The following is a 23,280-nucleotide window of genomic DNA, read 5'->3' as shown; positions in this document are numbered from 1 at the left end:
TCTCTTTAGGTGAAGATCAACATAGCAGCATAAACAATGAGTAGGCCTATCACGCCGATGATGAGTCCAGTTTTCGCCATGTCTTTGCTCTCAATTAACCCTGTAGAGTAGGCCAGCGAATTAGGCGGTGTTGAAACAGGTAGAATCATGCCCAGTGAGGCAGAGAAAGCGACAACAACTAACAACCCTTGCAGGCCACCAATGGCGGCTAAGCTCTCCATTGAAGCGCCAATGGCAGCGGCAATAGGCATCAACAAGTTCGCTGTTGCGGTATTAGACATGAAGTTCGCCATTAACCAGCACACTACCGATAGAGTGAGAACAACGGCAATAGGCGAGAGTGATTCATAATCGATGGCGTGGGCGAGGGCAACCGCTAACCCTGTTTTATCAAGCCCGATACCAATGGCGATACCACCTGCAACAAGCCAAAGCACATCCCAGTTAATCTGTTTTAACTCTTCCTTGCCCATAATGCCGGTTAGGGTAAACACCGCCAATGGAATGATGGACACAACATAGGTGTTCATTCCGTGAATTTTGGTTGTCATCCACAATAAGATTGTCATACCAAATGTTACGTAAACAGTGATTGCTCGCCAGCTGGTTTTAAATGTGCCGTTGAGCTTGAGAATCATTTTTTCTTGCTGCGATGGGAATAATTTCTGAAGCAAAAACCACGCAATAGTGAGCTGTATGACGACAAAAGGTAAGCCCATCATCATCCAAGAGAGAAAGTCGATGCTGTTTTCTTCAGTCAAGTATTGGAGAGCAATAGCGTTAGGGGGTGTTCCTATTGGTGTGGCAATACCACCGGTATTAGCGGCGATTGGAATACATAAAACTAATGCTTTGATCCCTATATCCCCTTTCGGTGCTGAGGCGACAATTGGACCTAGCAGAGCAAGCATCATGACGGTTGTCGCAGTGTTCGACATAAACATGGAAAATACAGCAGTAATGAGCATTAAGCCGAGCATGATGAATTTAGGTTGAGTACCAAATGGCTTAAGCAGCACCCGAGCCAAGTTATTGTCGAGTTCATATTTTGAAGCCGCAATGGCCAAGGCAAAACCACCCATGAATAGGATGATGATTGGAGAGGAGAAAGCGCTAAAAATATCGGTGTAATTCATCAGTTCACCGAGTTCATGACCTGTTGGTGGCTGACGAAAAAAGTGAAGTCCCTTATCGGAAATCATGATCAGTTCAAGAGCGATGATCAAAATCGATGTGGCAAATACGGGGACGGGTTCAAGAACCCATAGAAGCGCGGCAAGCAAGAAGATAGCGAGCAGTCGATGCTGAATTAACGTGAGGTCATCAATGGGAATGAGATCAATTGGAATGAATAGTACGGCGATAGGAATACTAAAACAGATAAGTAGCCTTATCAGTGTTCCTTTATTCAGTGCTGGCATGGAGCTGTCCCTACAATAAATTAACTCAAAGTAGAATAAGCTATTTGATATTCAAGGACTTGGACGGGCGTTAAAATTTTAGGAAGTGTTTGGGTTTATTGAGGTAGATTTGTTTTTAGTCAAAAGCCCTGCGCTATTCTATGCGGATAAAGCAGGGCATTGTTCGACTTTTTATTCTGAAGCTTGATTCTCTTCAGTTTTGATGTGAGCAAAAGGCGCGCCCATGCGAGTCGTCGCAGACAGTGCCATTGAGTCATCAAAACGTATCTTATCTTTCGCAAACAAGTTGATAACGGTTGAGCCCAGTTTAAAACGACCCATCTCTTCGCCTTTTTTGAATGTCACAGATTTATTACCTGTTGCTGGGTAGTCCCAACGATAAACCGTATTACCACGCGGTGGTGTTACTGTGCCCGCCCATGTTAATTCAATACTGCCAACAATGGTTGCACCCACTAGTACTTGCGCCATCGGTCCAAACTCAGTATCAAAAATACACACAACACGTTCATTGCGTGCAAACAGGTTTGGAATATTTTCCGCTGTCAATGGGTTCACAGAGTAAAGATCACCGGGAACGTAAATCATTTGGCGTAATACACCATCGCATGGCATATGCACGCGGTGATAATCACTTGGAGAAAGGTACAAAGTGGCGAACTCACCATCGGTAAACTCGTCAGCCAGTGCAGAATCACCACCTAGAAGCTCAACCGACGTGTAATCATGGCCTTTTGCTTGAATGAGTTTACCATCAACAATAGGGCCGAATTGACTTACGCAAGCGTCAGCAGGGTGTGTGATTACGGCTTCACCATCGGCAATTGGGCGAAGACCATCTTTAAGCTCACGTACAAAAAATTCGTTAAATGTGCCGAAGTGCTTAGGGTCTGAATGTAAGGCTTCATCCATATTCACTTTGTATTGTTTAATAAATCCACGAATAATTGCGGTGGTTAAACTGCCTAATCGAGCTGATGCTAATTTACCAACCAAACGGGTCAAAGCATGCTTTGGAAGCCAGTGTTGCAGCTCAACTTTAATCTTATCCATTCTGATAATTCCAATACTGTTTAAATGTTCGACTTATGTTCTGGGCGCGAGATATTACTTAAATATCATTTCAATGTCAGTAAGCAGACAATGTTTGCATACAAAAATGGCTTAAAGATCTGCTTTTTTGTTGCGAGAGTATTGTCTATTGGCTTTATTCTCTACCATGCTCTCGATGATACGGTGATAGTTTTTAAAGCGAGCTTGGCTAACATCGCCTTTCTCGACCGCTTCACGAATGATACAACCAGGGTCATCATTGTGTTTGCAGTCGCGAAATTTGCACCCGCCGAGCAGTGGCCGAAATTCAATAAAGGCTTCGGTCACTTCTTCGGGTTCTAGGTGCCAAAGGCCAAATTCACGAACTCCCGGAGAGTCAATCAAGTTACCACCGCTTGGGATATGGTAAAGACGAGCGGCTGTTGTCGTATGTTGCCCAAGACCTGAGTTCTCTGAAACCGCACCTTCCTCAATATGAAGTTCAGGCATTAGGGCGTTCACTAGGCTTGATTTTCCAACCCCCGATTGACCGACGAAGATGTTAATGCGTCCGCTTAGCTTCTCTTCAAGCTCTTTAATACCTTCGCCAGACTCTTTACTCACAAACAGAACGTCATAACCAATACGTACATACTCTTGAAGCTGCTCTCGATACTCTTCACGCTGTTTTTCATCAAGCAAATCGATTTTATTGAGCACTATAAGCGGTGCAATCTGAACGGTTTCTGAAGCGATAAGATAACGGTCAATAATATTAAGCGACAGTTCTGGTAAGACAGAGGAGACGATGATCATTTGATCGACGTTCGCAGCAACCGGTTTTAAACCGTCGTAGTAATCAGGGCGTGTAAGCACCGATGTTCTTGGCTCTACGGCTTCAACTACACCCGAGATACCGGCCATGGATTCAAGCCCTGCGCGCCAGATAACTTTGTCACCTGAGACGATGCTTTCGATACCACGGCGTAAGTTACAACGATGGATCTCTTGGGTTTCGCTATCTTCAATATCGGCATGTTGGCCAAAGCGTGTAATAACTAGCCCCATTTTTGTGGCACCTAGCATCTCTTCGTCCCATTGAACGGAGTCTTCTTTTGTTAGGCGTTTTTTCTGGTTACTTCGAACTCGTCGAACTTGACCTTTAGTTAATTTTTTCTTCTTTGCCACAATGATGTCTTAATATGTGATTGATGATGCGATCTACCCTCAGAAGTGCTTATCTTTCAGCAAACGCTGATGATTCAAAGCTATCTTGGGGATCCTTATTTGGGTATAGTACCTCTTTTATCCGTAAACAAATAGGCAACTCATTCATGTCCTTTAGCGATCAAAACTTAATTTGGGTCGATCTTGAGATGACAGGCTTAAATCCTGAGACACATAAGATCATTGAAATTGCCACTGTCGTCACTGACAGTGAACTCAACATTTTAGCTGAAGGTCCGGTTCTTGCTATTCATCAAGATGAAAGTGAATTGGAAAAAATGGATGAGTGGTGCACCTCGACTCATAATGGTAGTGGTCTTGTAGAGCGTGTTCGTCAGTCTAAAGTTACTGAGCAACAAGCCATTAAAGAAACGATTGAGTTTTTAGAAAAGTGGGTGCCGAAAGGAAAATCACCTATTTGCGGTAATAGCATTGGTCAAGATCGCCGTTTTCTTTACAAGCACATGCCAGAGCTTGAGCAGTATTTCCACTATCGCTATATCGATGTCAGCACATTAAAAGAGCTGACTCGTCGTTGGAAGCCTGAAGTGTTAAAGGGCTTTTCTAAAAGCGGTAGTCACTTAGCGTTAGATGATATTCGTGAGTCAATTGCGGAACTTCAGTATTACAGAAAGACGATTATTTCAATCTAGCTAATGAAGACTTTGTGAAAATGCCAGCTTATCGAGCTGGCATTTTTTGTTTTTGGTTAACCTGTTTCACTCATTAACCATTTCGCTATGGAATAGGCACAAATACAAATTGAGCGACGCCGTGCACGACCTTAGTAATGCCACGGTCTGTTTTATCAGCCACAATCAGAGCCATCATATCTTGCACTGTCGCCATTTTTGCCAGCAGTCGATCAAAGCTGATATCAAAGTCAGTTTCGCTGAGTCGATTAGACAGAAGGAAAAGCTCGCCATTGGAATCACGCCTATGATAGAGACGCCACACAAAGACTTCGAGATTACGTGCGCTATTATAGAGGGCTTGCTCATCCAGTGAGTCGAGAATGAAGAACTCTTGTTGGTGGTTGTAAGATCGCCTCAACATTTCAGCAAGGCCTACGGCGGCGGCAAACACACGGTCCCCTTCAAATGTTTCGTCAAAGCTCAGTAAAATGGCATCAATACTCGTCATGCCATTGAGTTCATCGAAAATGAGTGAAGGAAGTTCCGTTTCATCAGGGGAGCCGAATATCTGTTCAATTCGCCTATCAATCGTCATCTCTGGATTCTTATCAAGCTGACTTGGATTTCGAACATAGAGCTTTCGAGTTAACCGAATCATCATCTCTTTTTGTTGACGCGTATGCACATCCATCACAAAGTCAATATCTGTTTTCCCCAGGTTTCGAATGGGTTTAGGTACCGAACCACAGGAGGCGAGTAGGGAGCACGCTAATAGGGAGAGCACAACGGCTCTTGAGCGTGGTGAGAGTGCAATAGATAAAAAACATAACATCATTGTCGGTCCATGACAGAGTACTCTGTTTCTAGGCGCTCAGAAAAAGTACAGAGGTATGAAATTACGTTATATCAAAGCTTAGTTAAGTTCTAACAATTCAGTAATTGGATAAAGAAAATAAAGGCTTAGTTCGCACTATTATGATTGATTGCTTATCTTTGAGTAATTTAAAGAGAGGAATAGCAATGATTGTGACGATTTTTTAGTCAGGAGATAAAAAAAATCAGCTTTTTTATCATAATGACTTGCATCACAAATAAATGCTCTTATAATTCGCATCCCTAAACAACGGAAACGTTGTTAAAGCGATACTAGCTCAGTTGGTAGAGCGCAACCTTGCCAAGGTTGAGGTCATCGGTTCGAACCCGATGTATCGCTCCAAATTAGGTTTTACTGTTTGCTAATGTGAACGATAAAACAGAGTCTCATTGTCTTAAACAATGCATCCGGACGCGGGATGGAGCAGTTTGGTAGCTCGTCGGGCTCATAACCCGAAGGTCGTCGGTTCAAATCCGGCTCCCGCAACCACATTACAGTTAAGCGCCATTATTGCCAAAGGCAGTAAGAGCAGCGATTAACTAATGCGATACTAGCTCAGTTGGTAGAGCGCAACCTTGCCAAGGTTGAGGTCATCGGTTCGAACCCGATGTATCGCTCCAAATTCTCTCTTAAAGAGAAAGTCTCATTGTCTTAAACAATGCATCCGGACGCGGGATGGAGCAGTTTGGTAGCTCGTCGGGCTCATAACCCGAAGGTCGTCGGTTCAAATCCGGCTCCCGCAACCACATTACAGTTAAGCGCTATTTAGTGCCAAAGGCAGTAAGAGCAGCGAGTAACTATGCGATACTAGCTCAGTTGGTAGAGCGCAACCTTGCCAAGGTTGAGGTCATCGGTTCGAACCCGATGTATCGCTCCAAATTCTCTCTTAAAGAGAAAGCCTCATTGTCTTAAACAATGCATCCGGACGCGGGATGGAGCAGTTTGGTAGCTCGTCGGGCTCATAACCCGAAGGTCGTCGGTTCAAATCCGGCTCCCGCAACCACATTACCGTTAAGCGCTATTTATTGCCAAAGGCAGTAAGAGTAGCGAATAACTATTGCGATACTAGCTCAGTTGGTAGAGCGCAACCTTGCCAAGGTTGAGGTCATCGGTTCGAACCCGATGTATCGCTCCAAATTCTCTTTTAAAGAGAAAGCCTCATTGTCTTAAACAATGCATCCGGACGCGGGATGGAGCAGTTTGGTAGCTCGTCGGGCTCATAACCCGAAGGTCGTCGGTTCAAATCCGGCTCCCGCAACCACATTACAGTTAGGCGCTATTTATTGCCAAAGGCAGTAAGAGCAGCGAATAACTATTGCGATACTAGCTCAGTTGGTAGAGCGCAACCTTGCCAAGGTTGAGGTCATCGGTTCGAACCCGATGTATCGCTCCAAATTCTTTCCTATTAGCAACATGCTTCTAGATAAGATGTTTAGTTTCATTGCCTTAAGCAATGCATCCGGACGCGGGATGGAGCAGTTTGGTAGCTCGTCGGGCTCATAACCCGAAGGTCGTCGGTTCAAATCCGGCTCCCGCAACCACTTTCTTGTTAAGTTATTCAAAGAGTTTAACAAGAGGATTTTTAGCTCTTCTATTTTCTAAGTGATTCTTCACTTATAGCCGTAAGGCACTGCTCTTTTCTATCATGCTGCGAAGCATAACCCCCAAAAATGAATAAACATTATCTTGTGGTAGATGTTCTTGTCTGACTTGAATAGTCGATTAGCTTATAGATAAGCGAACGCCGCGTCATTGTTGATGTTGAGTGTTACTTTCTACTGCCTATCAACAGAGTTATCCACAAATTCTTCTATGTGGATAAGTTAGTGGGTAAACTGATTTTTCGGGCTAGAAAAGCTGGCTAAGAAAAGATCTTTTTAAAACCTTAGTTCGGACCACAGTAAACCAATAACTCACAAGTCATTGATGTGTAAGTCATTCTCTTTGTTTTTTGTGTTTGATTTCGCTCTTTGGCAAGATCATTAAGTGATTGTTTATTGATCCTAATCATTTAAAGGGTTTGTGGCTAACTTTTCTGAACTATAGGAAACGCTGTCTAGTTTAGTTTTTTTTCCACATTCTATTTTTTAGAACTAAGTCAAAAAATGAACCGTTGATTTATGTAAGATTCATGCATCTCTAGGAAGACCTTTTTCTATCACTCTAATTAATCTTTGATTTTTATTATCAACTTTTCGATTAATTAATGGCTCCTGATTAGACTGTTCATTAAGTGCCCACTCGATATGGGTGTCTAGATTTGAGTTTAGCCCTAGTCTACTTTTCAAAGCTTCAACAATACGAGCGGAAAATGGAGCATTGCCCATCGCAATAGATAAGTTCCTTAACCATTGAATATGACCAATTCTTCGAATCGCTGAGCCTTCCATTTTTTGTAGGAACTCTTTCTCACTCCACGAAAACAGCAAAACCAGATCTGCATTAGAGAGAGTATCTCTGCGATGAAAGTCTTTTTGTTCCGTGATCTCTGCAAAGCGATTCCAAGGGCACACCAATTGGCAGTCATCGCAGCCATAAATACGATTGCCTATCGGTTTTCGGAATTCTTCAGGTATGACTCCGTCATATTCAATGGTGAGGTATGAAATACATCGTCTCGCATCCACAACACCTTCAGAGATGATGGCTTGAGTCGGGCAAGATGTCATGCATGCCGTGCACTTGCCACATTCATTTTGACTCGGTTCATCAATAGGAAGTGGAAGGTCAACCAGTAATTCCCCAAGGAAGAACCATGAGCCAGTCTCTTTATCTAAGAGTAGTGAATGTTTTCCTGCCCAACCTAACCCGGCTTTTTGAGCAAGTGGCCTCTCTAGTATCGGCGCGGTATCAACAAAAGGGCGATGACCAAATGCCCCAACTTCTTGTTCAATCTTTTGGCCCAGCTTCTTTAATTGGTTGCGAATGAGCTTGTGGTAATCGCGACCTAACGCATAACGACTGATGTAGGCTTGCGTTTTGTCCGATAGGTTCGAAGCAAACTGTGCTTGAGGTGGAAGGTAGTCCATTCTCACGCTAATCACACGAATGGTTCCTGGTAATAACTCAGCAGGGCGCGCTCGCATCATGCCGTGACGAACCATCCAGTCCATTTCACCATATAAACCCGCATCGATGCTTTTTTGAAGCTGTGGTTCATGGTCAGATAAGTCGATATCACAAATGCCGACTTTTTGAAAACCAAGCTCTGTTGCCCATACTTTGATTTGATCAGCGAGATGTTGATAATCTACTGATGGATAACTTGCCATAGATAAAGAGCCTGGTGAAATAGGGGGGCGGGATCTTACAAGATCTTATAACAAGGATCTAGCAATTATATGACTTGGATTGAGAGAATATTTGTCATTATTTGCGTTTAATTACACAAGAGCTCTTGTCTCTCAATTCTATCCCAGTTTACTATTCCTATTCTTTTGATTTATATATAGTCAGTTTGAGTAAGCTTGAGAAGCCAACCATGAATACAAAACAATTTACCCTTATTAATGAAGAGGCGACGATTAAAGTCGGTACTCTGTTAGCTAATTTTTGCACACAACAAACGACTATATATCTGCATGGTGATCTTGGCGCAGGAAAAACAACGTTTAGTCGTGGTTTTGTGCGCGCTCTTGGGCATCAGGGAAATGTAAAAAGCCCAACTTATACATTAGTTGAACCTTATCAACTCGATAAGTGGCAGGTATATCATTTTGACCTCTATCGTCTGGCTGATCCTGAAGAGCTTGAGTTTATGGGAATTCGAGATTATTTCACGCCGGATGCGATATGTTTGGTTGAGTGGCCAGAGAAAGGTGCAGGGCTGCTTCCTGAGCCGGATCTTGATTTGGAGTTACGTTATCAAGGTGAACAGCGAATGATTACCTTGACTGCGAATAATGAGTATGGACGTTCATTGTTGAATCAATTGGAGTTAAGTTGAGTACTAAAGCCTTAAAAGCACGTTTATTGATTGTTGCTGCTTCTTTACTATTTTTTTCACACACCTTGTGGGCGAATGCTTTAGAGGGAGTGCGTGTTTGGCCATCGCCTGATGAAACTCGGGTCGTTATCGATTTAAAAGCGGAAGCGGACTTTAGCTATTTTACATTGAGCAGTCCGAGTCGATTAGTTGTTGACCTGAATAATACATCACTGAGTACCAAGCTTCCTCTGAAAGTCACGGATAGCCCCGTGTTGACTCAAGTGAGGAAAAGTACCCCGCCTGAGAAGTCAACGTACCGCTTGGTTTTTGAGTTAAAGCAGAAAGTGTCGACGAACATTTTTAAACTTGCTCCAACGCCTGGTGGCCAATATGGTCATCGATTGGTGATCGATCTTCCTCACGGTAAAGCGGCAACGAAAGCACCTGCGACTGTCTCAACGCCAACGGTAAGTAAAGACGCCTCTCAGATTAAGCGGCAAGAAGAGGTCTTAATTGTTATTGACCCTGGTCATGGTGGTGAGGATCCAGGTTCAATTGGTCCAACTCGTAAATATGAAAAAAACGCCACACTAAGTATCTCGAGAAAGCTTGAGGCACAACTTAATGCGATTCCTGGCGTTAAGGCGAAACTGACCCGTACCGGTGATTATTATGTGAATCTGAATCGACGTGTCGCTATTGCGAGTGAAAATAATGCACATCTGTTGATTTCGGTGCATGCGGATGCCTTTACAACGCCACAGCCTCGTGGAGGCTCCGTCTTTGTATTGAATACTCGCCGAGCGAATACAGAAATATCCCGTTGGATTGAGGATAAAGAGAAGCAGTCAGAGCTACTTGGTGGTGGTGGGGCTGCATTCCCGAGCAGTATTAATGATCGTAATGTAAACCAAACGCTCCTTGATCTGCAGTTTAGTCATTCACAAAAAGAAGGTTATAAATTAGCAACAGAAATACTCTCTGAAATGGGAAAAGTGACGAAGCTACATAATTCTAAGCCGATTAATACCAGCTTAGCGGTATTACGTTCACCTCAAATCCCATCCGTTTTGGTCGAAACGGGCTTTATTTCTAACCCAACTGAAGAGCAATTGCTGTTTCAACGTTCTCATCAAGATAAGTTGGCACGTTCTATTACGAAAGCAATTGTCAAGTACTTGAAAGCGAACCCACCGGAAGGGACTGGTTTTACAGCGCAAACTAAAGCAAGTACCTATAAAGTTAAGCGTGGCGATTCATTGTCAGCGATTGCGAAGAAATTCGGGACGTCTACGAGCGTCCTGATGAAAGAGAACAAATTGAAAAGCAGTGGTCTCGCAATTGGACAGGTACTAAAAATCCCCGCGAGTGGCAGTGTCTCTACCGTTGTTAATACAGTCGAAACGAAAACGGTTACCCATACGGTTCGTTCTGGGGACTATTTAGGAAAAATTGCAGGGAAATACAAAGTCACTGTTGCGGCGATTAAACGAGAGAACAACTTAAAATCTGACACGCTAAGGCTAGGACAAAAGCTAAAAATAACGGTGAGCGTGAAAGATGTGCCTATTCGTAAGCACAAAGTTCAACGCGGAGAGTTCTTAGGTAAGATCGCGGATAGATATGGTGTGTCGATTAATAGCATTAGAAAGGCAAACAAGCTGCGTTCTGATGAGTTGGCAATTGGCCAAGTACTGATTATTCCAAATAAGTAGCGTATAGAATGACGATAAAGATTTTACCTGCTCGTTTAGCAAACCAAATTGCAGCAGGAGAAGTGGTTGAAAGGCCTGCTTCTGTTGTTAAAGAGCTGGTGGAAAATAGCTTAGATTCTGGTGCGACTCGTATCGATATTGATATCGAAAAGGGTGGGGCTAAGCTGATTCGTGTACGCGATAACGGAAAAGGGATTGATAAAGATGAATTGGGGCTTGCACTGAGTCGTCATGCAACCTCGAAAATTCACTCTCTTGATGATCTTGAAGCGATTGTCAGTCTTGGCTTTCGAGGGGAGGCGCTGGCGAGTATTAGCTCTGTCGCTCGCCTAACCATGAGTTCTCGCCCAGCAACGCAAGAGCAAGCTTGGTCTGCTTATAGTGAAGGGCGAGATATGCAGGTTAAGCTAAAGCCTACTGCTCACCCCATTGGTACCAGCGTTGAAGTGCTTGATCTGTTTTTTAATACGCCTGCGAGACGTAAATTTCTTCGAACTGAGAAGACTGAGTTTACTCATATCGATGAGCTGATAAAACGAATCGCGTTGAGCTGCTTCGATGTCACGATTAACCTAACTCATAATGGAAAATCAGTCAGACAGTACCGTGCCGCTAAAACGGATATCCAAGCGGAAAAGCGCATTGCCGCAGTGTGTGGCAGTGGCTTTGTTAAAAACATGCTCAAAATAGAATTAGAGCATCAAGGGCTTCATTTGCATGGGTGGATCACGACGCCTGAAGGCGCTAGACAGCAAAATGATCTCCAATATTGCTATGTGAATGGCCGCATGATGAAAGATAAGTTGATCAATCATGCTATCAGACAGAGTTACGAGAACTCGCTTCGTCCCGATCAGTTTGCTACATATATTTTGTTTATTGAAATCGATCCTCATCAGGTGGATGTTAATGTGCATCCTGCTAAACATGAGGTTCGCTTTCATCAAGCAAGGCTTGTCCATGACTTTATCTATCAGGCGCTGAGTGATGCTTTAGCTCAGAGCAAGCATATCGAAAGCCCACAAATTACTGAATCGGCGTTTCATCAGCCGGAAGTGCCTGCTGAACCTATCGAGAAAGTATCAACACCGCTTTTTACTTCGATAGACCGAACGCCATCTTATCCTAATAAAGTGTCGAGTCATTCACAAGATGCGGTAAATGAAGCGCCTCGCCGTTCAAATGAATGGTCTAACTCAAAAGCGACATCAGCAAGAAAGCCAACGAGACCAGAGGTGGTGGAAGCTCCGACTAAGCGAGAGCTGAATGCCTATTCTGAGCTATTGACAACACTCCCTTCAGAACCAGCGATTGAAGACCAAAGCTTGAACACCTTGGTGCCTAAAGAGTTCAATACTCCAGAGCGCTTAATTATAGAGTCATTAGGTAAGGCAATCGCAATTACCGCTGGGCGTTATGTTGTTATGGGTGGAAAAGAGGGGTGCGTTTTAGTTTCTTTGGCTAAAGCCGAGTGGCTACGGACTCGTGGTCAGCTTGATACACTTGGTAATGATTTAAAGCCTCAACCACTATTGGTCCCACTTTCACTAAAGGTTGAAGAGAGTCAGCGTTTCGCTTGCGAAAAGTTGCAACCCTTCTTACGACCACTTGGTATTCAGATTAAAGAACGTAATAAGCAGGCGTTAATGGTCATGGGGGTTCCACAACCATTACGACAACAAAACCTGCAAAAAATCATTCCTGATCTGTTATCTTACGCCGCATCTAGTGACCTAGGTAACAATACGCAGTTTGGGGCAACTCAGTTAGCGGATTGGTTATCGGATCACATAACCCAAGTAAAAAGCGACTACACTTTATCGGAAGCAATTCAAATTATTGCGGAACTAGAACAGCTTTGGCATGGTCAACTACCTTTAGATGACCCTAAATTTGTTCAACCGGTTGATTTCTCTTCGACAATTACTGCGTTACTGGCTTAAAAAATATAATGAACGAAAAATTACCTTTAGCCCTCTTTTTGATGGGCCCAACAGCATCAGGGAAGACTGATCTCGCGATTCGCTTACGACAGAAATATCCTGTTGAGATCATTAGTGTCGATTCCGCTTTGATATATAAAGGCATGGATATCGGCACAGCAAAGCCAGATGAGCATGAGTTGTCTTTGGCACCGCACCGCTTGATTGATATCTTAGATCCTAGTGAAGCCTATTCGGCAGCAGATTTTCGCCGAGATGCATTATCTGAAATGGATCGTATTGTTTCCGAAGGTAAAATCCCTCTTCTTGTTGGTGGCACAATGCTTTATTACAAAGCGTTGTTGGAAGGGCTATCTCCTCTTCCCGCTGCAGATCCTGAGATTCGAAAGCAGATTGAAAGTGAGGCCTCGAGCTTAGGTTGGCAGAGCCTTCATGACCAATTACGAGAGATCGATCCTGTTTCAGCAACAAGAATTCACCCGAATGACCCACAAAGACTATCAAGGGCATTGGAAGTTTACCGAATTTCGGGTAAAACTCTTACTGAGCTTACTGAAATTAAAGGCGAAAGCCTTCCGTTTCGAGTAAAGCAGTTTGCAATAGCTCCCAAGGAAAGGGCTGAGCTCCACCGTCGTATTGAGCTACGCTTTGACAAAATGATGGACGCTGGTTTTGAAGATGAAATGAAGGCGCTGTATGCCCGAGACGATCTTCATCCAGAATTACCGTCGATTCGTTGCGTTGGCTACAGACAAATGTGGGACTATTTAGATGGGAATTGCAGTAAAGATGAAGCGATTTTTCGCGGAGTCTGTGCAACCCGTCAATTGGCCAAGCGTCAGATCACCTGGTTGCGCAGCTGGGATGATTTAACTTGGTTAGATAGCGAGAACATTGAACACGCGCTAGAAACGTTATCAAATGCAATAGCATCTGATTAAATTAGCTGTGTATAATGAGATCGCTTTTGCGTGAATATACCCTGTAAAGGATCCGTTACTTGAAAAACGTATGCATTGCCTACATAACAAGTAATGACGGGGTGTTTATTACTCGTTTAGCTCAGATGCAAAGCAACACAACTTTTTGCACGAAACCACTAGCTAAATAATTACAACAAAATACAAAATAAGGAAAATAAAATGGCTAAGGGGCAATCTTTACAAGACCCATTCTTGAATGCACTCCGTCGTGAGCGTATTCCCGTTTCAATCTATCTTGTGAACGGTATAAAACTACAAGGACAAATCGAATCATTTGACCAGTTCGTTATTCTATTGAAGAACACGGTTAACCAAATGGTTTATAAGCATGCAATTTCGACTGTGGTTCCTGCTCGCGCAGTAAGTCATCACAGTGGTGATCGTCCTGAACAACGTCCACAAGAGAAATCAGAAGATTAAAAAACTGAATATTATTAGTTCAACAAGAAGGAGTTGGCTGCTTGTTTGACCGTTATGAAGCCGGTGAACGAGCCGTACTTGTTCATATCAACTTCTCGCAAGAGGGTGAGTGGGAAGATTTAAGCGAATGTGAAATGCTTGTTTCTTCTGCTGGAGTGTCGACACTGCAAGTGATTACTGGCAGTCGTCAATCTCCACACCCTAAATACTATGTCGGAGAGGGCAAAGCTCAAGAGATCGCACAAGCTGTTCAGTTAGTGAGTGCCGATGTCGTGATCTTCAACCATGCTCTTTCGCCTGCCCAGGAACGAAACCTAGAAGCGTTGTGTCAATGTCGAGTCTTAGACCGTACAGGTTTAATTCTAGATATATTTGCACAGCGGGCTCGTACTCATGAAGGTAAGTTACAAGTTGAGCTTGCTCAGCTGCGTCATATATCTACTCGATTGATCCGAGGTTGGACTCACCTTGAGAGACAAAAAGGTGGCATCGGTTTACGTGGGCCGGGTGAAACTCAACTAGAGACCGATAGACGATTGTTGCGAGATCGAATCAAAACGATTTTACGTCGTTTAGCTAAAGTGGCTAAACAGCGAGAGCAAGGTCGTCGAGCGAGAAATCGTGCAGAAATACCCACTATTTCATTAGTTGGATACACCAATGCAGGTAAGTCAACACTCTTTAACTGCATTACAGAGGCGGGTGTTTACGCTGCGGACCAATTATTTGCAACGCTTGACCCAACATTAAGAAAGATCGAACTTTCTGATGTGGGAACGGCGATATTAGCGGATACTGTTGGTTTTATTCGACATCTTCCTCATGACTTAGTTGCTGCATTTAAGGCAACGTTACAAGAGACGCAAGAAGCTGACATTTTGTTACATGTTGTTGATGCCAGTGATGACCGCTTTCGTGAGAATATTCAAGCCGTTCATGATGTGCTAGAAGAGATCGATGCTCACGAGATACCCGCTCTTGTAGTAATGAATAAGATTGATAACCTTGAGGGACAGAAGCCGAGAATTGAAAGGGACGAGGAAGGACATCCACGTACCGTTTGGGTTTCAGCTATGGAAGGAAAGGGGATTGATCTACTGTTTGAAGCGCTGACAGAACGCTTGGCGAGTCAAATGGTGAGTTATCGACTACGAATCCCACCTGAGTATCAGGGACGAATTCGTAGTGCATTCTTCCAATTGAATTGTATTCAACAAGAAGAGTATGACCAAGATGGTGATCTGCTGATTGATATTCGAATGCAGCAAGTTGATTGGTCAAAGCTAGAGAAAAGAGAAGAGGTAGTTTTACGTGACTTTATAGTTACTTAAAGGACTGCTACAGTATAACGTCATATCTAATGATGGAGCTTTCTAATGGCGTGGAATGAGCCTGGTAATAACAACGGCAATAACGGCCGCGATAAAGACCCTTGGGGTAATAAAGATAATCGTGGCGGCCGAGATCAAGGACCACCTGATTTAGACGAAGTATTTAGTAAACTGAGTCAAAAATTGGGTGGCAAGTTTGGTAATAAAGGTGGTAAAGGCCCTTCTATCGGAGGCGGCGGTGCAATTGGCTTAGGTATTATTGCAGCAATCGCAGTCGCAGTTTGGTTTTTCTCAGGCTTTTATACAATTGGTGAAGCAGAGCGAGGTGTTGTATTACGTTTAGGTAAATACGATCGCATTGTTGATCCTGGTTTGAACTGGCGTCCAGCCGGTATTGATACCTATGAAGCCGTTAACGTACAGGCGATTCGCTCTCTTCGTGGCTCAGGTTTGATGCTGACAAAAGACGAAAATGTAGTGACGGTTGGGATGGATGTTCAGTACCGAATTTCAGACCCATATAAGTACCTATATACAGTAACAAATGCGGATGACAGCTTAGGTCAAGCAACAGATTCAGCGCTTCGTGCTGTTATTGGTGACTCGTTGATGGATAGCATTCTGACCAGTGGTCGTCAGCAAATTCGTCAAAGTACTCAAGAGACGCTAAATGACATTATCGATTCTTACGATATGGGTTTAACGATTGTTGATGTTAACTTCCAATCTGCGCGTCCACCAGAGCAAGTGAAAGACTCATTTGATGATGCAATCGCAGCTCGAGAAGATGAAGAGCGTTTTGAGCGTGAAGCGGAAGCGTATCGTAACGATATCTTACCAAAAGCAACTGGTCGTGCAGAACGTCTGAAAAGAGAAGCACTTGGTTACTCTGAACGTACAATCAATGCAGCCATTGGTGAAGTGGCTCAGTTTGAGAAGCTATTACCAGAGTATGCTGCGGCACCTGAAGTAACCCGTAACCGTATGTATCTAGATACAATGGAAAAGGTTTACTCTAATACGTCGAAAGTTCTGATCGATTCTGAGTCTAGTGGCAATCTGTTATACCTCCCAATTGATAAATTGGCAGGTAAAGAAGGTAGCTCTCAAAGTAATCGTAAGTCATCATCAGGTTCAACGTACGATCAAATCGAACTTGAGTCGAAAAGTAATGATCAACAATCTGATTCACAATCCCGCACGTCGGGCTCACGTCAAGGGAGATACTAAAAATGCGTAAGTTAATGATCCCTGTATTGGCAGTGACCGTTGTTCTCATGCTGATGTCACTGTTTGTGATTCAAGAAGGTGAGCGCGGTATGGTGATTCGTTTTGGTCGTGTACTGGATGACAATGGCGTCTCTCGTATTTACGAACCTGGTATTCACTTTAAGATGCCACTGTTTGACCGTGTTAAAACACTTGATGCGCGTATCCAAACAATGGATGGCCGTTCTGATCGCTTTGTAACGTCAGAGAAAAAAGATGTCATCATCGATACCTATGTGAAATGGCGTATTGCTGATTTTGGCCGCTTTTATCTGACAACGGGTGGCGGTAATGTCATGACTGCAGAAGCACTTCTAGAGCGTAAAGTGACGGACGTTCTTCGTTCTGAAATTGGTGCTCGTGAAATCAAGCAGATTGTTTCTGGTCCTCGTAACAAAGATGTTTTACCGGATAGCGCAGATAGTGAAGAAGTCACCACTGAAGCGGCGAAAGAAGCACTTGAGATCGATGGTGAACGCGACAAGATCATGGAAAACGTACTTTCGGGAACTGCGGGTAGTGCGATGACTGACTTGGGTGTTGAGATTGTTGATTTCCGAATGAAGAAAATAAATCTTCCTGAAGAAATTAGTGAGTCTATTTACCGTCGTATGCGTGCTGAGCGTGAATCGGTTGCTCGTAGACACCGTTCTCAAGGTCGTGAGAAAGCGGAAGTTATCCGAGCGCAGGCTGAGCTAGAAGTAGCAACAGTACTGGCTGAAGCAGATAGAACGGCTCGTGTAACACGCGGTGACGCGGATGCACAGGCGGCAAACATCTACGCGGATGCATTCGGAAAAGATCCTGAGTTCTATGGTTTCATTCGTTCACTTCAAGCGTATGAGCGTTCATTTGGTGATAAGAGCGATATCTTAGTATTAGATCCTAAGAGTGATTTCTTCCAATACATGAATAACTCACACGGTGCGTCAGCGAAATAACAGCAGTTGATAACTGAACCGTTGAATAAGGCTCCTTTTTAGGAGCCTTTCTTTTTAGAAAGGATAACAAATGTCGAACTCTATCTGGATGGCGCTTGGATTGGTCTTAATTGTAGAAGGGTTAGGCCCACTTTTGGCCCCCAATGGTTGGCGTGCAATGGTGGCTCAATTAAGTGAGCAGTCAGATAACCACCTTAGAAGAATGGGGGGCTGCTTAGTGGTTGCCGGGGTGGTGATAGCTTATGTATTTGCTTAAATGAGCAGTAACGTTAAGCTAGAGAATGTTTCACCTTATTAGTAGTGAGGTGGCGGCGTCTCTTCTGAAGGATCTGCAAGGTTAGAAGAGTCCATGTTTTTTACTTTCCCAGCAACGTACTTCATTTGATCTTGCATCTTAGTGATCAACAGTTGCTGAGTAGAAAGTGCATCGTTTAATTCACTTACGGTTTGTTCTTGAAAAGCGAGTTGGCACTCTAAGTCGTTAATGCGATCTTCTAGTGCTTGATAGTTTTTGTCAGTCATCAAATTTCCAAGCCTGTGCAATTCCAGCGGATGTACCCGAGACAACGCGCTGCTGATTATCGAAAGCGGCATCATACACTACCGCACGGGGAGGGCGAGCATCTTTTAATGGCTCTACTTCAAATCCGCTCATGCGCTTCCCTGTTTCTGTGTCCCAAACCATAACTCTGCTTGATGGTGTGCCAGTAATCAGTTTTGAACCATCATCAGAGAAACGGGCAGTAGAAAAAATCAGTTGGCGAGAGAAACTGCTTAATGAAGCTTGCTCTTCCCCTGTTGTTAAATCCCAGATAATGGCTTGATTGCCTCCATCGGAGCTAAAGGCGAGCTCTCCATCCCTCTGTAATGCGACACGGACAACACGTTGTTCATGTTCGAACGTCCTCATAATAAGCCCTGATTCGGTATCCCATAAATGAGCTTTATAGTCATTTCCACCAGAAAACGCAAAGCGGCCATTCGGTGAAAGGGCAACAGAATTAATTTTTTCTTGGTGCGCAAGGAACTCTAGGCGGCGTCCGGTGACTAAATTGACGTGGATGGCTTTACCGTTAGAGAGCCCAAGTAGTACTTGCTCGCCATTGCTAGAAATATCAACATCACGAATAAGACCATCAGAAATAGACCAAAGTCCTTCTGCTTGCGTCCATGATAGGTCCCAAACGGCGAAGTTGATTTGGCTCGCAGTGATAGCAAAGCGACCATTGTCGGAAATTCGAATACGAGAAACTAGGTTCTGTTGAGCGTCTTGTTTTCCTAATTGGGCGAGTTGCTCATTTTGTTCAAGGTCCCATAGCACTAGGTGATGCTCTTTTGAGTAAATTAAAGCAAACCTTGCATCGCGGCTTAATGCGAAGCTTGTTGTGCCTTTGGGCTCTAGCTCCCACCGTTGATCATTTTTAGAAGAGAAAAAGCATCCATTTAACATTAGGATGACAAAGCCACATAAAATTGAATGAAGAATATTTCGCATCAAGTCCAATATCCGCTTGGTGTTTAAAGACAATTTGTAAACATATAAGCTATATTGGTACAACTACGTCTCGCATGCCAGTTATAACTGAGCGATTGTGACGAATGGTTAGCCTAAAACTGGAGAATTAAATGAAATCGATTTTTAAAGTGTCACTGCTTGCAGCAACAGTAATGTTGGCAGTTGGCTGTCAGAAAGAAGAAGAGCCAAAAGCGGAAACAGCAGCAGTAGAGCAAGTTGCAGAAACAGGTAAAGCTGTTCACTTTAAAACGGACGATGATAAAGCGGCATATGCAATCGGTGTTTCTTTTGCAAACTACCTAAGCACCAGCATTGAGAAGCCGAGTGAAATTGGTATCAATTTAGATAAAGAGCTTGTACTGAAAGGTATTGAGCATGTGTTTGCTGGTAATGCTGAACTGAATGAAGAAGAAACACGTGCTGCTCTTGAAGAGCTAGACGTACGCGTTTCAACGGCAATGCAAGAACAGGCGGAAGAGAAAGCAGCAGCCGCTGAAAAAGCGGGTCAAGACTTCCAAGCTGAATTCGCAGCGCAAGAAGGCGTAACGAAAACAGATTCAGGCCTTCTTTATCAAGTAATGACAGAAGCGAAAGGCGACCAGCCGAAAGACACTGACACGGTTCAAGTACATTACAAAGGTACTTTGATTGATGGTACTCAGTTCGATAGTTCGTACGATCGTGGTGAGCCAGCAGTATTCCCACTGAATCGCGTTATTCCAGGATGGACTGAAGGTGTTCAACTAATGCCAGTTGGTTCTAAGTTCAAGTTTGTTATTCCACCACAGCTTGCTTACGGCCCACAAGACACACCGACGATTCCTGCAAACTCAACGCTTGTATTTGAAGTTGAGCTTCTGAAAATCGAAAGTGATGAGAGTGTAGAAACTCAATAATCGAAATAAACAGCTGTACCGATAAGGGCCTGATTAGATCAGGCCCTTATTTTTTGCTATCCATAACATGGGGCCGCTTTATTTAGAGATCCATGCCTTATTCTTTGCGTTAAATCACCAGATCTCCACTTAGCTTGATGTTCTCTTCAAATTTTCTGATAAACTTAGTTAGATTTGTTGATTTTTTGCACTGAGGCGAGAATATCGTGACCACGACCGAAACACTAAATGCAGATATGCTACTTGAGACTGAGTTGCTTGAGATGGAGTCCGTCCATGTGATGCCATTTAGTGACCATGACAAAATAATTCTAAGATCTTACGAAGCAGTTGTTGACGGTATTGCCAGCTTGATCGGCCCATTTTGTGAGATTGTTTTACACTCATTAGAGGACTTAAATACCTCAGCAATTAAGATTGCCAATGGTGAGAACACAGGAAGACAAGTTGGTTCGCCTATAACTGATCTTGCTTTAAAGATGCTTAAAGACATCGAAGGGTCAGAGCGCAACTTCTCTCGCTCATACTTTACGCGCGCAAAAGGTGGCGTATTAATGAAATCGATCACTGTTGCTATTCGTAATGGTGATAATCGAGTGATTGGCCTTCTATGTATTAACGTAAACTTAGACGCGCCATTTTCTCAAGTACTAAAGTCGTTTATGCCGACGCAAGAGGCAAATGAAGCCGCTTCCTCAGTTAACTTCGCTAGTGATGTTGAAGAGCTGGTGGATCAAACGGTTGAGCGCACGATTGAAGAGATTAATGCTGATAAGTCAGTCTCTAATAATACCAAGAACCGCCAAATTGTTATGGAACTCTATGACAAAGGCATCTTTGATATTAAAGATGCGATTAATCGAGTAGCGGATCGCTTGAACATTTCGAAGCACACCGTCTATCTTTATATCCGTCAACGTAAGACTGAGGACGAAGAGTCTTGAGTTCTTCTCTTAGCTACACATTAGTGGTCAATGGCTCAGTGTACGGTTCACAAGCTGCGAGAACTGCATTTCTCTTTGCACAAGCATTGATTAAAAAAGGGCACACATTAAAAAGTGTCTTTTTTTATCAAGATGGGGTCAGTAATGGCTCTAGTCTCACGGTTCCAGCTAATGACGAGTTTGATTTAGTTCAAGCTTGGCAAACCCTAGCAAGGGAACATGGCACCGCGTTAGAGACCTGCGTTGCAGCGGCCCTTCGCCGAGGGGTTGTCGGTGAGAGTGAAGCGGTTCAGCATAAATTAACGAGTAGCAATCTGGCAGATGGTTTTACTCAATCTGGTTTAGGAAGTTTAGCGGAAGCTATGTTGACTCAAGATCGCGTGGTTCAATTTTGAAAAAACTGGGTTTTATTTTCCATTCACCACCTCATTCGACTTCTGCAGGACGAGAAGGGTTAGACGCCCTACTAGCCGCTTCTGCCTACAGTGAGGACATTTATGTCTTTTTCATCGGTGATGGCGTGGCGCAAGCGATTAGTTCACAGCAACCAGAACAGCTGTTAAGTCGAGATTATATTAGCAGCTTTAAATTGATGGACTTGTATGACATTGAACAGGTCTACGTCTGTCAGGCAGCCTTAGAACAGCGAGGTTTACTTGATGCCTCTATGGCGTTCGAGGCGAGTGTTGTCTCTAGTCAGGAAATTACAGCTCTTATGGCTGACTGTCATCACCTTCTTAGTTTTTAGGCACGATCATGCTCTATATTTTGACTCATATTGAAAAGCTACCTATTGTCCTCCAGTTTGCGACTAAAGAAGATGAACTGTTATTGACCCAATCTTCGGTTTATATGGCAAACCCAAATCATTTTTTGCATACGCAACTACAAAGTTTACCTTGCCCCATTTCTGTCTTGAATATTGACTTGCAGGCAAGGGGTATCGATTCTTATGTTTCGCCTAAAATTTCGGTGATTGATATGGATAACTTTGTTGATCTGACGGCAAAACATTCTAAATCAATATCTTGGTAGATAAACTCAGCATTTCTACTCTTGATAAAGCCACTTTTTAACCATCGTAGTGAAAAAAGATCTGTATATTTCTTGACACATCTCCCACGTCTGAATAGAATTTTGCGTCCCTAATTGTATGAACTACATTAGGGCTAGATTTTTCACAAAGCTTACTTTCAAGTAAATCAGGAGCTAGTTAATGGCAACTATTAACCAGTTGGTACGTAAACCTCGTGTAAAGCAAGTTGTTAAAAGCAACGTGCCTGCACTAGAAGCGTGCCCACAAAAACGTGGTGTATGTACTCGTGTTTACACAACTACACCTAAAAAACCTAACTCAGCACTTCGTAAGGTTTGCCGTGTTCGTCTAACGAACGGCTTTGAAGTGACTTCGTACATCGGTGGTGAAGGCCACAACCTTCAAGAGCACAGTGTTGTTCTAATCCGTGGCGGTCGTGTTAAAGACCTTCCGGGTGTACGTTACCACACAGTTCGCGGCGCACTAGACTGTGCTGGCGTAAACGACCGTAAGAAAGGTCGTTCTAAGTATGGTGTTAAACGTCCTAAGTCTTAATGCGTCTTTTTTAAAAGAAAGCGTTAAGTAAGGCCAAACACTATTTTATTTATTATTCTGAAAAGTTTTGGAAAAAACCTGAAGAAGACAACGGAGAATATCCATGCCACGTCGTCGCGTTATAGGCCAGCGTAAGATCCTTCCAGATCCTAAGTTCAAATCTGAGCTGCTGGCAAAATTCGTTAACATCCTTATGGTTGACGGAAAAAAATCTACTGCAGAGAAAATTGTTTACACTGCACTAGAAGTTATGGCTGAGAAATCTGGTAAAGATCACTTAGCTGTATTTGAAGAAGCTCTTGAAAATGTTCGTCCATCGGTAGAGGTTAAATCTCGCCGTGTGGGTGGTTCAACTTACCAAGTACCTGTAGAAGTTCGTCCGGTTCGCCGTAACGCTCTTGCTATGCGTTGGGTAGTTGAAGCTGCGCGTAAGCGTGGTGAAAAATCTATGGCTCAACGCCTAGCTGCTGAAATGCTAGACGCGTCTGAGAACAAAGGTACTTCGGTTAAGAAACGTGAAGACGTTCACCGTATGGCTGATGCTAACAAAGCATTCGCTCATTACCGCTGGTAATACCTTTTTAGTGCTGCGAGTTCCTCTCGCAGCACTTTCT

General features: G+C 43.5%; 24 protein-coding genes and 10 tRNA genes. 27 read left to right on the top strand and 7 right to left on the bottom strand.

Annotation, left to right across the window (positions count from 1 at the left end):
• Positions 1-5: 5 nt before the first annotated feature.
• The 3 genes from KP803_RS18415 to rsgA all read right to left on the bottom strand — a co-directional run bounded on the left by KP803_RS18415 (position 6) and on the right by rsgA (position 3,641).
• Entirely contained in the window at positions 6-1,421 is a 1,416-nt protein-coding gene (locus tag KP803_RS18415) for an SLC13 family permease (protein WP_248010319.1), read from the bottom strand.
• A gap of 171 nt (positions 1,422-1,592) precedes the next feature.
• A complete protein-coding gene (gene asd / locus KP803_RS18410) occupies positions 1,593-2,474 on the bottom strand; it encodes an archaetidylserine decarboxylase (RefSeq protein WP_248010318.1) in 882 nt (293 codons plus the stop codon).
• A 111-nt stretch (positions 2,475-2,585) separates the two neighbouring features.
• Positions 2,586-3,641 (bottom strand): small ribosomal subunit biogenesis GTPase RsgA, encoded by a 1,056-nt coding sequence (gene rsgA / locus KP803_RS18405; RefSeq protein ID WP_248010317.1) that lies wholly within the window; start codon positions 3,639-3,641, stop codon positions 2,586-2,588.
• Between the two features lie 146 nt (positions 3,642-3,787).
• Between rsgA and orn the strand changes: the two genes are divergently transcribed.
• Positions 3,788-4,333 (top strand): oligoribonuclease, encoded by a 546-nt coding sequence (orn, locus tag KP803_RS18400; protein ID WP_248010316.1) that lies wholly within the window; start codon positions 3,788-3,790, stop codon positions 4,331-4,333.
• Between the two features lie 85 nt (positions 4,334-4,418).
• On the opposite strand, the gene KP803_RS18395 is transcribed toward orn, so the two are convergent.
• Positions 4,419-5,150, bottom strand: coding sequence for a hypothetical protein (locus KP803_RS18395; protein ID WP_248010315.1), 732 nt, complete (start codon positions 5,148-5,150; stop codon positions 4,419-4,421).
• A gap of 305 nt (positions 5,151-5,455) precedes the next feature.
• On the opposite strand from KP803_RS18395, the gene KP803_RS18390 reads away from it, so the two are divergent.
• The 10 genes from KP803_RS18390 (at position 5,456) to KP803_RS18345 (ending at position 6,730) form a co-directional block, all read left to right on the top strand.
• Positions 5,456-5,531, top strand: a tRNA-Gly gene (locus tag KP803_RS18390).
• A 70-nt stretch (positions 5,532-5,601) separates the two neighbouring features.
• Positions 5,602-5,678, top strand: a tRNA-Met gene (locus KP803_RS18385).
• A 55-nt stretch (positions 5,679-5,733) separates the two neighbouring features.
• Positions 5,734-5,809, top strand: a tRNA-Gly gene (locus tag KP803_RS18380).
• A gap of 49 nt (positions 5,810-5,858) precedes the next feature.
• Positions 5,859-5,935 (top strand) — tRNA-Met (locus KP803_RS18375).
• 55 nt (positions 5,936-5,990) lie between these two features.
• Positions 5,991-6,066: transfer RNA gene (locus KP803_RS18370), tRNA-Gly, on the top strand.
• A gap of 49 nt (positions 6,067-6,115) precedes the next feature.
• Positions 6,116-6,192, top strand: a tRNA-Met gene (locus tag KP803_RS18365).
• Between the two features lie 56 nt (positions 6,193-6,248).
• Positions 6,249-6,324 (top strand) — tRNA-Gly (locus KP803_RS18360).
• 49 nt (positions 6,325-6,373) lie between these two features.
• A tRNA-Met gene (locus tag KP803_RS18355) sits at positions 6,374-6,450 on the top strand.
• A gap of 56 nt (positions 6,451-6,506) precedes the next feature.
• Positions 6,507-6,582, top strand: a tRNA-Gly gene (locus tag KP803_RS18350).
• A gap of 71 nt (positions 6,583-6,653) precedes the next feature.
• Positions 6,654-6,730: transfer RNA gene (locus tag KP803_RS18345), tRNA-Met, on the top strand.
• 588 nt (positions 6,731-7,318) lie between these two features.
• Here KP803_RS18345 and queG read toward each other — a convergent pair.
• The gene (queG, locus tag KP803_RS18340; RefSeq protein WP_248010314.1) at positions 7,319-8,461 is read right to left on the bottom strand and encodes a tRNA epoxyqueuosine(34) reductase QueG; all 1,143 of its coding nucleotides are present in this window, start codon (positions 8,459-8,461) and stop codon (positions 7,319-7,321) included.
• Positions 8,462-8,670: 209 nt separating this feature from the next.
• On the opposite strand from queG, the gene tsaE reads away from it, so the two are divergent.
• The 9 genes from tsaE to KP803_RS18295 all read left to right on the top strand — a co-directional run bounded on the left by tsaE (position 8,671) and on the right by KP803_RS18295 (position 17,975).
• Positions 8,671-9,135 (top strand): tRNA (adenosine(37)-N6)-threonylcarbamoyltransferase complex ATPase subunit type 1 TsaE, encoded by a 465-nt coding sequence (gene tsaE, locus KP803_RS18335; RefSeq protein ID WP_248010313.1) that lies wholly within the window; start codon positions 8,671-8,673, stop codon positions 9,133-9,135.
• A 29-nt stretch (positions 9,136-9,164) separates the two neighbouring features.
• On the top strand, positions 9,165-10,832 hold the full coding sequence (locus KP803_RS18330; protein WP_427916970.1) for a LysM peptidoglycan-binding domain-containing protein: 1,668 nt from the start codon (positions 9,165-9,167) through the stop codon (positions 10,830-10,832).
• Between the two features lie 8 nt (positions 10,833-10,840).
• Positions 10,841-12,775 (top strand): DNA mismatch repair endonuclease MutL, encoded by a 1,935-nt coding sequence (gene mutL, locus KP803_RS18325; RefSeq protein WP_248010312.1) that lies wholly within the window; start codon positions 10,841-10,843, stop codon positions 12,773-12,775.
• An 8-nt stretch (positions 12,776-12,783) separates the two neighbouring features.
• Positions 12,784-13,716, top strand: a complete 933-nt coding sequence (gene miaA / locus KP803_RS18320; RefSeq protein WP_248010311.1) for a tRNA (adenosine(37)-N6)-dimethylallyltransferase MiaA — start codon at positions 12,784-12,786, stop codon at positions 13,714-13,716.
• A gap of 201 nt (positions 13,717-13,917) precedes the next feature.
• Positions 13,918-14,178, top strand: coding sequence for an RNA chaperone Hfq (hfq, locus tag KP803_RS18315; protein ID WP_017035788.1), 261 nt, complete (start codon positions 13,918-13,920; stop codon positions 14,176-14,178).
• Between the two features lie 41 nt (positions 14,179-14,219).
• Positions 14,220-15,509 (top strand): ribosome rescue GTPase HflX, encoded by a 1,290-nt coding sequence (gene hflX, locus KP803_RS18310; RefSeq protein WP_248010310.1) that lies wholly within the window; start codon positions 14,220-14,222, stop codon positions 15,507-15,509.
• Positions 15,510-15,554: 45 nt separating this feature from the next.
• Positions 15,555-16,739, top strand: coding sequence for an FtsH protease activity modulator HflK (gene hflK, locus KP803_RS18305; protein ID WP_248010309.1), 1,185 nt, complete (start codon positions 15,555-15,557; stop codon positions 16,737-16,739).
• 2 nt (positions 16,740-16,741) lie between these two features.
• The gene (hflC, locus tag KP803_RS18300; protein ID WP_248010308.1) at positions 16,742-17,719 is read left to right on the top strand and encodes a protease modulator HflC; all 978 of its coding nucleotides are present in this window, start codon (positions 16,742-16,744) and stop codon (positions 17,717-17,719) included.
• Between the two features lie 70 nt (positions 17,720-17,789).
• Positions 17,790-17,975: a DUF2065 domain-containing protein gene (locus KP803_RS18295; RefSeq protein ID WP_248010307.1), complete on the top strand. Its 186-nt coding sequence runs from the start codon at positions 17,790-17,792 to the stop codon at positions 17,973-17,975.
• A gap of 38 nt (positions 17,976-18,013) precedes the next feature.
• On the opposite strand, the gene KP803_RS18290 is transcribed toward KP803_RS18295, so the two are convergent.
• Together KP803_RS18290 and KP803_RS18285 are read right to left on the bottom strand one after the other, a co-directional pair.
• Positions 18,014-18,241, bottom strand: coding sequence for a SlyX family protein (locus KP803_RS18290; protein WP_248010306.1), 228 nt, complete (start codon positions 18,239-18,241; stop codon positions 18,014-18,016).
• Positions 18,234-19,214 carry a WD40 repeat domain-containing protein gene (locus KP803_RS18285; protein ID WP_248010305.1) on the bottom strand — a complete coding sequence of 327 codons (981 nt, stop codon included), beginning with the start codon at positions 19,212-19,214 and terminating at the stop codon, positions 18,234-18,236. The genes KP803_RS18290 and KP803_RS18285 overlap by 8 nt, the downstream gene beginning before the upstream one ends.
• 131 nt (positions 19,215-19,345) lie before the next feature.
• Here KP803_RS18285 and fkpA point away from each other — a divergent pair, with 131 nt between their 5' ends.
• From fkpA to rpsG, 7 genes are all read left to right on the top strand, one after another.
• A complete protein-coding gene (gene fkpA / locus KP803_RS18280) occupies positions 19,346-20,131 on the top strand; it encodes an FKBP-type peptidyl-prolyl cis-trans isomerase (protein WP_248010304.1) in 786 nt (261 codons plus the stop codon).
• Between the two features lie 206 nt (positions 20,132-20,337).
• Positions 20,338-21,075, top strand: coding sequence for a helix-turn-helix transcriptional regulator (locus KP803_RS18275; protein ID WP_248010303.1), 738 nt, complete (start codon positions 20,338-20,340; stop codon positions 21,073-21,075).
• Positions 21,072-21,470 (top strand): sulfurtransferase complex subunit TusD, encoded by a 399-nt coding sequence (tusD, locus tag KP803_RS18270; RefSeq protein WP_248010302.1) that lies wholly within the window; start codon positions 21,072-21,074, stop codon positions 21,468-21,470. The genes KP803_RS18275 and tusD overlap by 4 nt, the downstream gene beginning before the upstream one ends.
• Positions 21,467-21,823, top strand: coding sequence for a sulfurtransferase complex subunit TusC (gene tusC / locus KP803_RS18265; protein ID WP_248010301.1), 357 nt, complete (start codon positions 21,467-21,469; stop codon positions 21,821-21,823). The genes tusD and tusC overlap by 4 nt, the downstream gene beginning before the upstream one ends.
• A gap of 8 nt (positions 21,824-21,831) precedes the next feature.
• Positions 21,832-22,110, top strand: coding sequence for a sulfurtransferase complex subunit TusB (tusB, locus tag KP803_RS18260; protein ID WP_248010300.1), 279 nt, complete (start codon positions 21,832-21,834; stop codon positions 22,108-22,110).
• Between the two features lie 181 nt (positions 22,111-22,291).
• On the top strand, positions 22,292-22,666 hold the full coding sequence (gene rpsL, locus KP803_RS18255; protein WP_017035800.1) for a 30S ribosomal protein S12: 375 nt from the start codon (positions 22,292-22,294) through the stop codon (positions 22,664-22,666).
• A 103-nt stretch (positions 22,667-22,769) separates the two neighbouring features.
• On the top strand, positions 22,770-23,240 hold the full coding sequence (gene rpsG / locus KP803_RS18250; protein WP_017035801.1) for a 30S ribosomal protein S7: 471 nt from the start codon (positions 22,770-22,772) through the stop codon (positions 23,238-23,240).
• Positions 23,241-23,280 lie beyond the last annotated feature (40 nt).

It is taken from the genome of Vibrio amylolyticus (assembly GCF_023145695.1).
Classification (GTDB): domain Bacteria; phylum Pseudomonadota; class Gammaproteobacteria; order Enterobacterales; family Vibrionaceae; genus Vibrio; species Vibrio amylolyticus.
The sequence above is the reverse complement of the archived record's forward strand: the minus strand, read 5'-3'. Positions and strand labels throughout refer to the sequence as shown.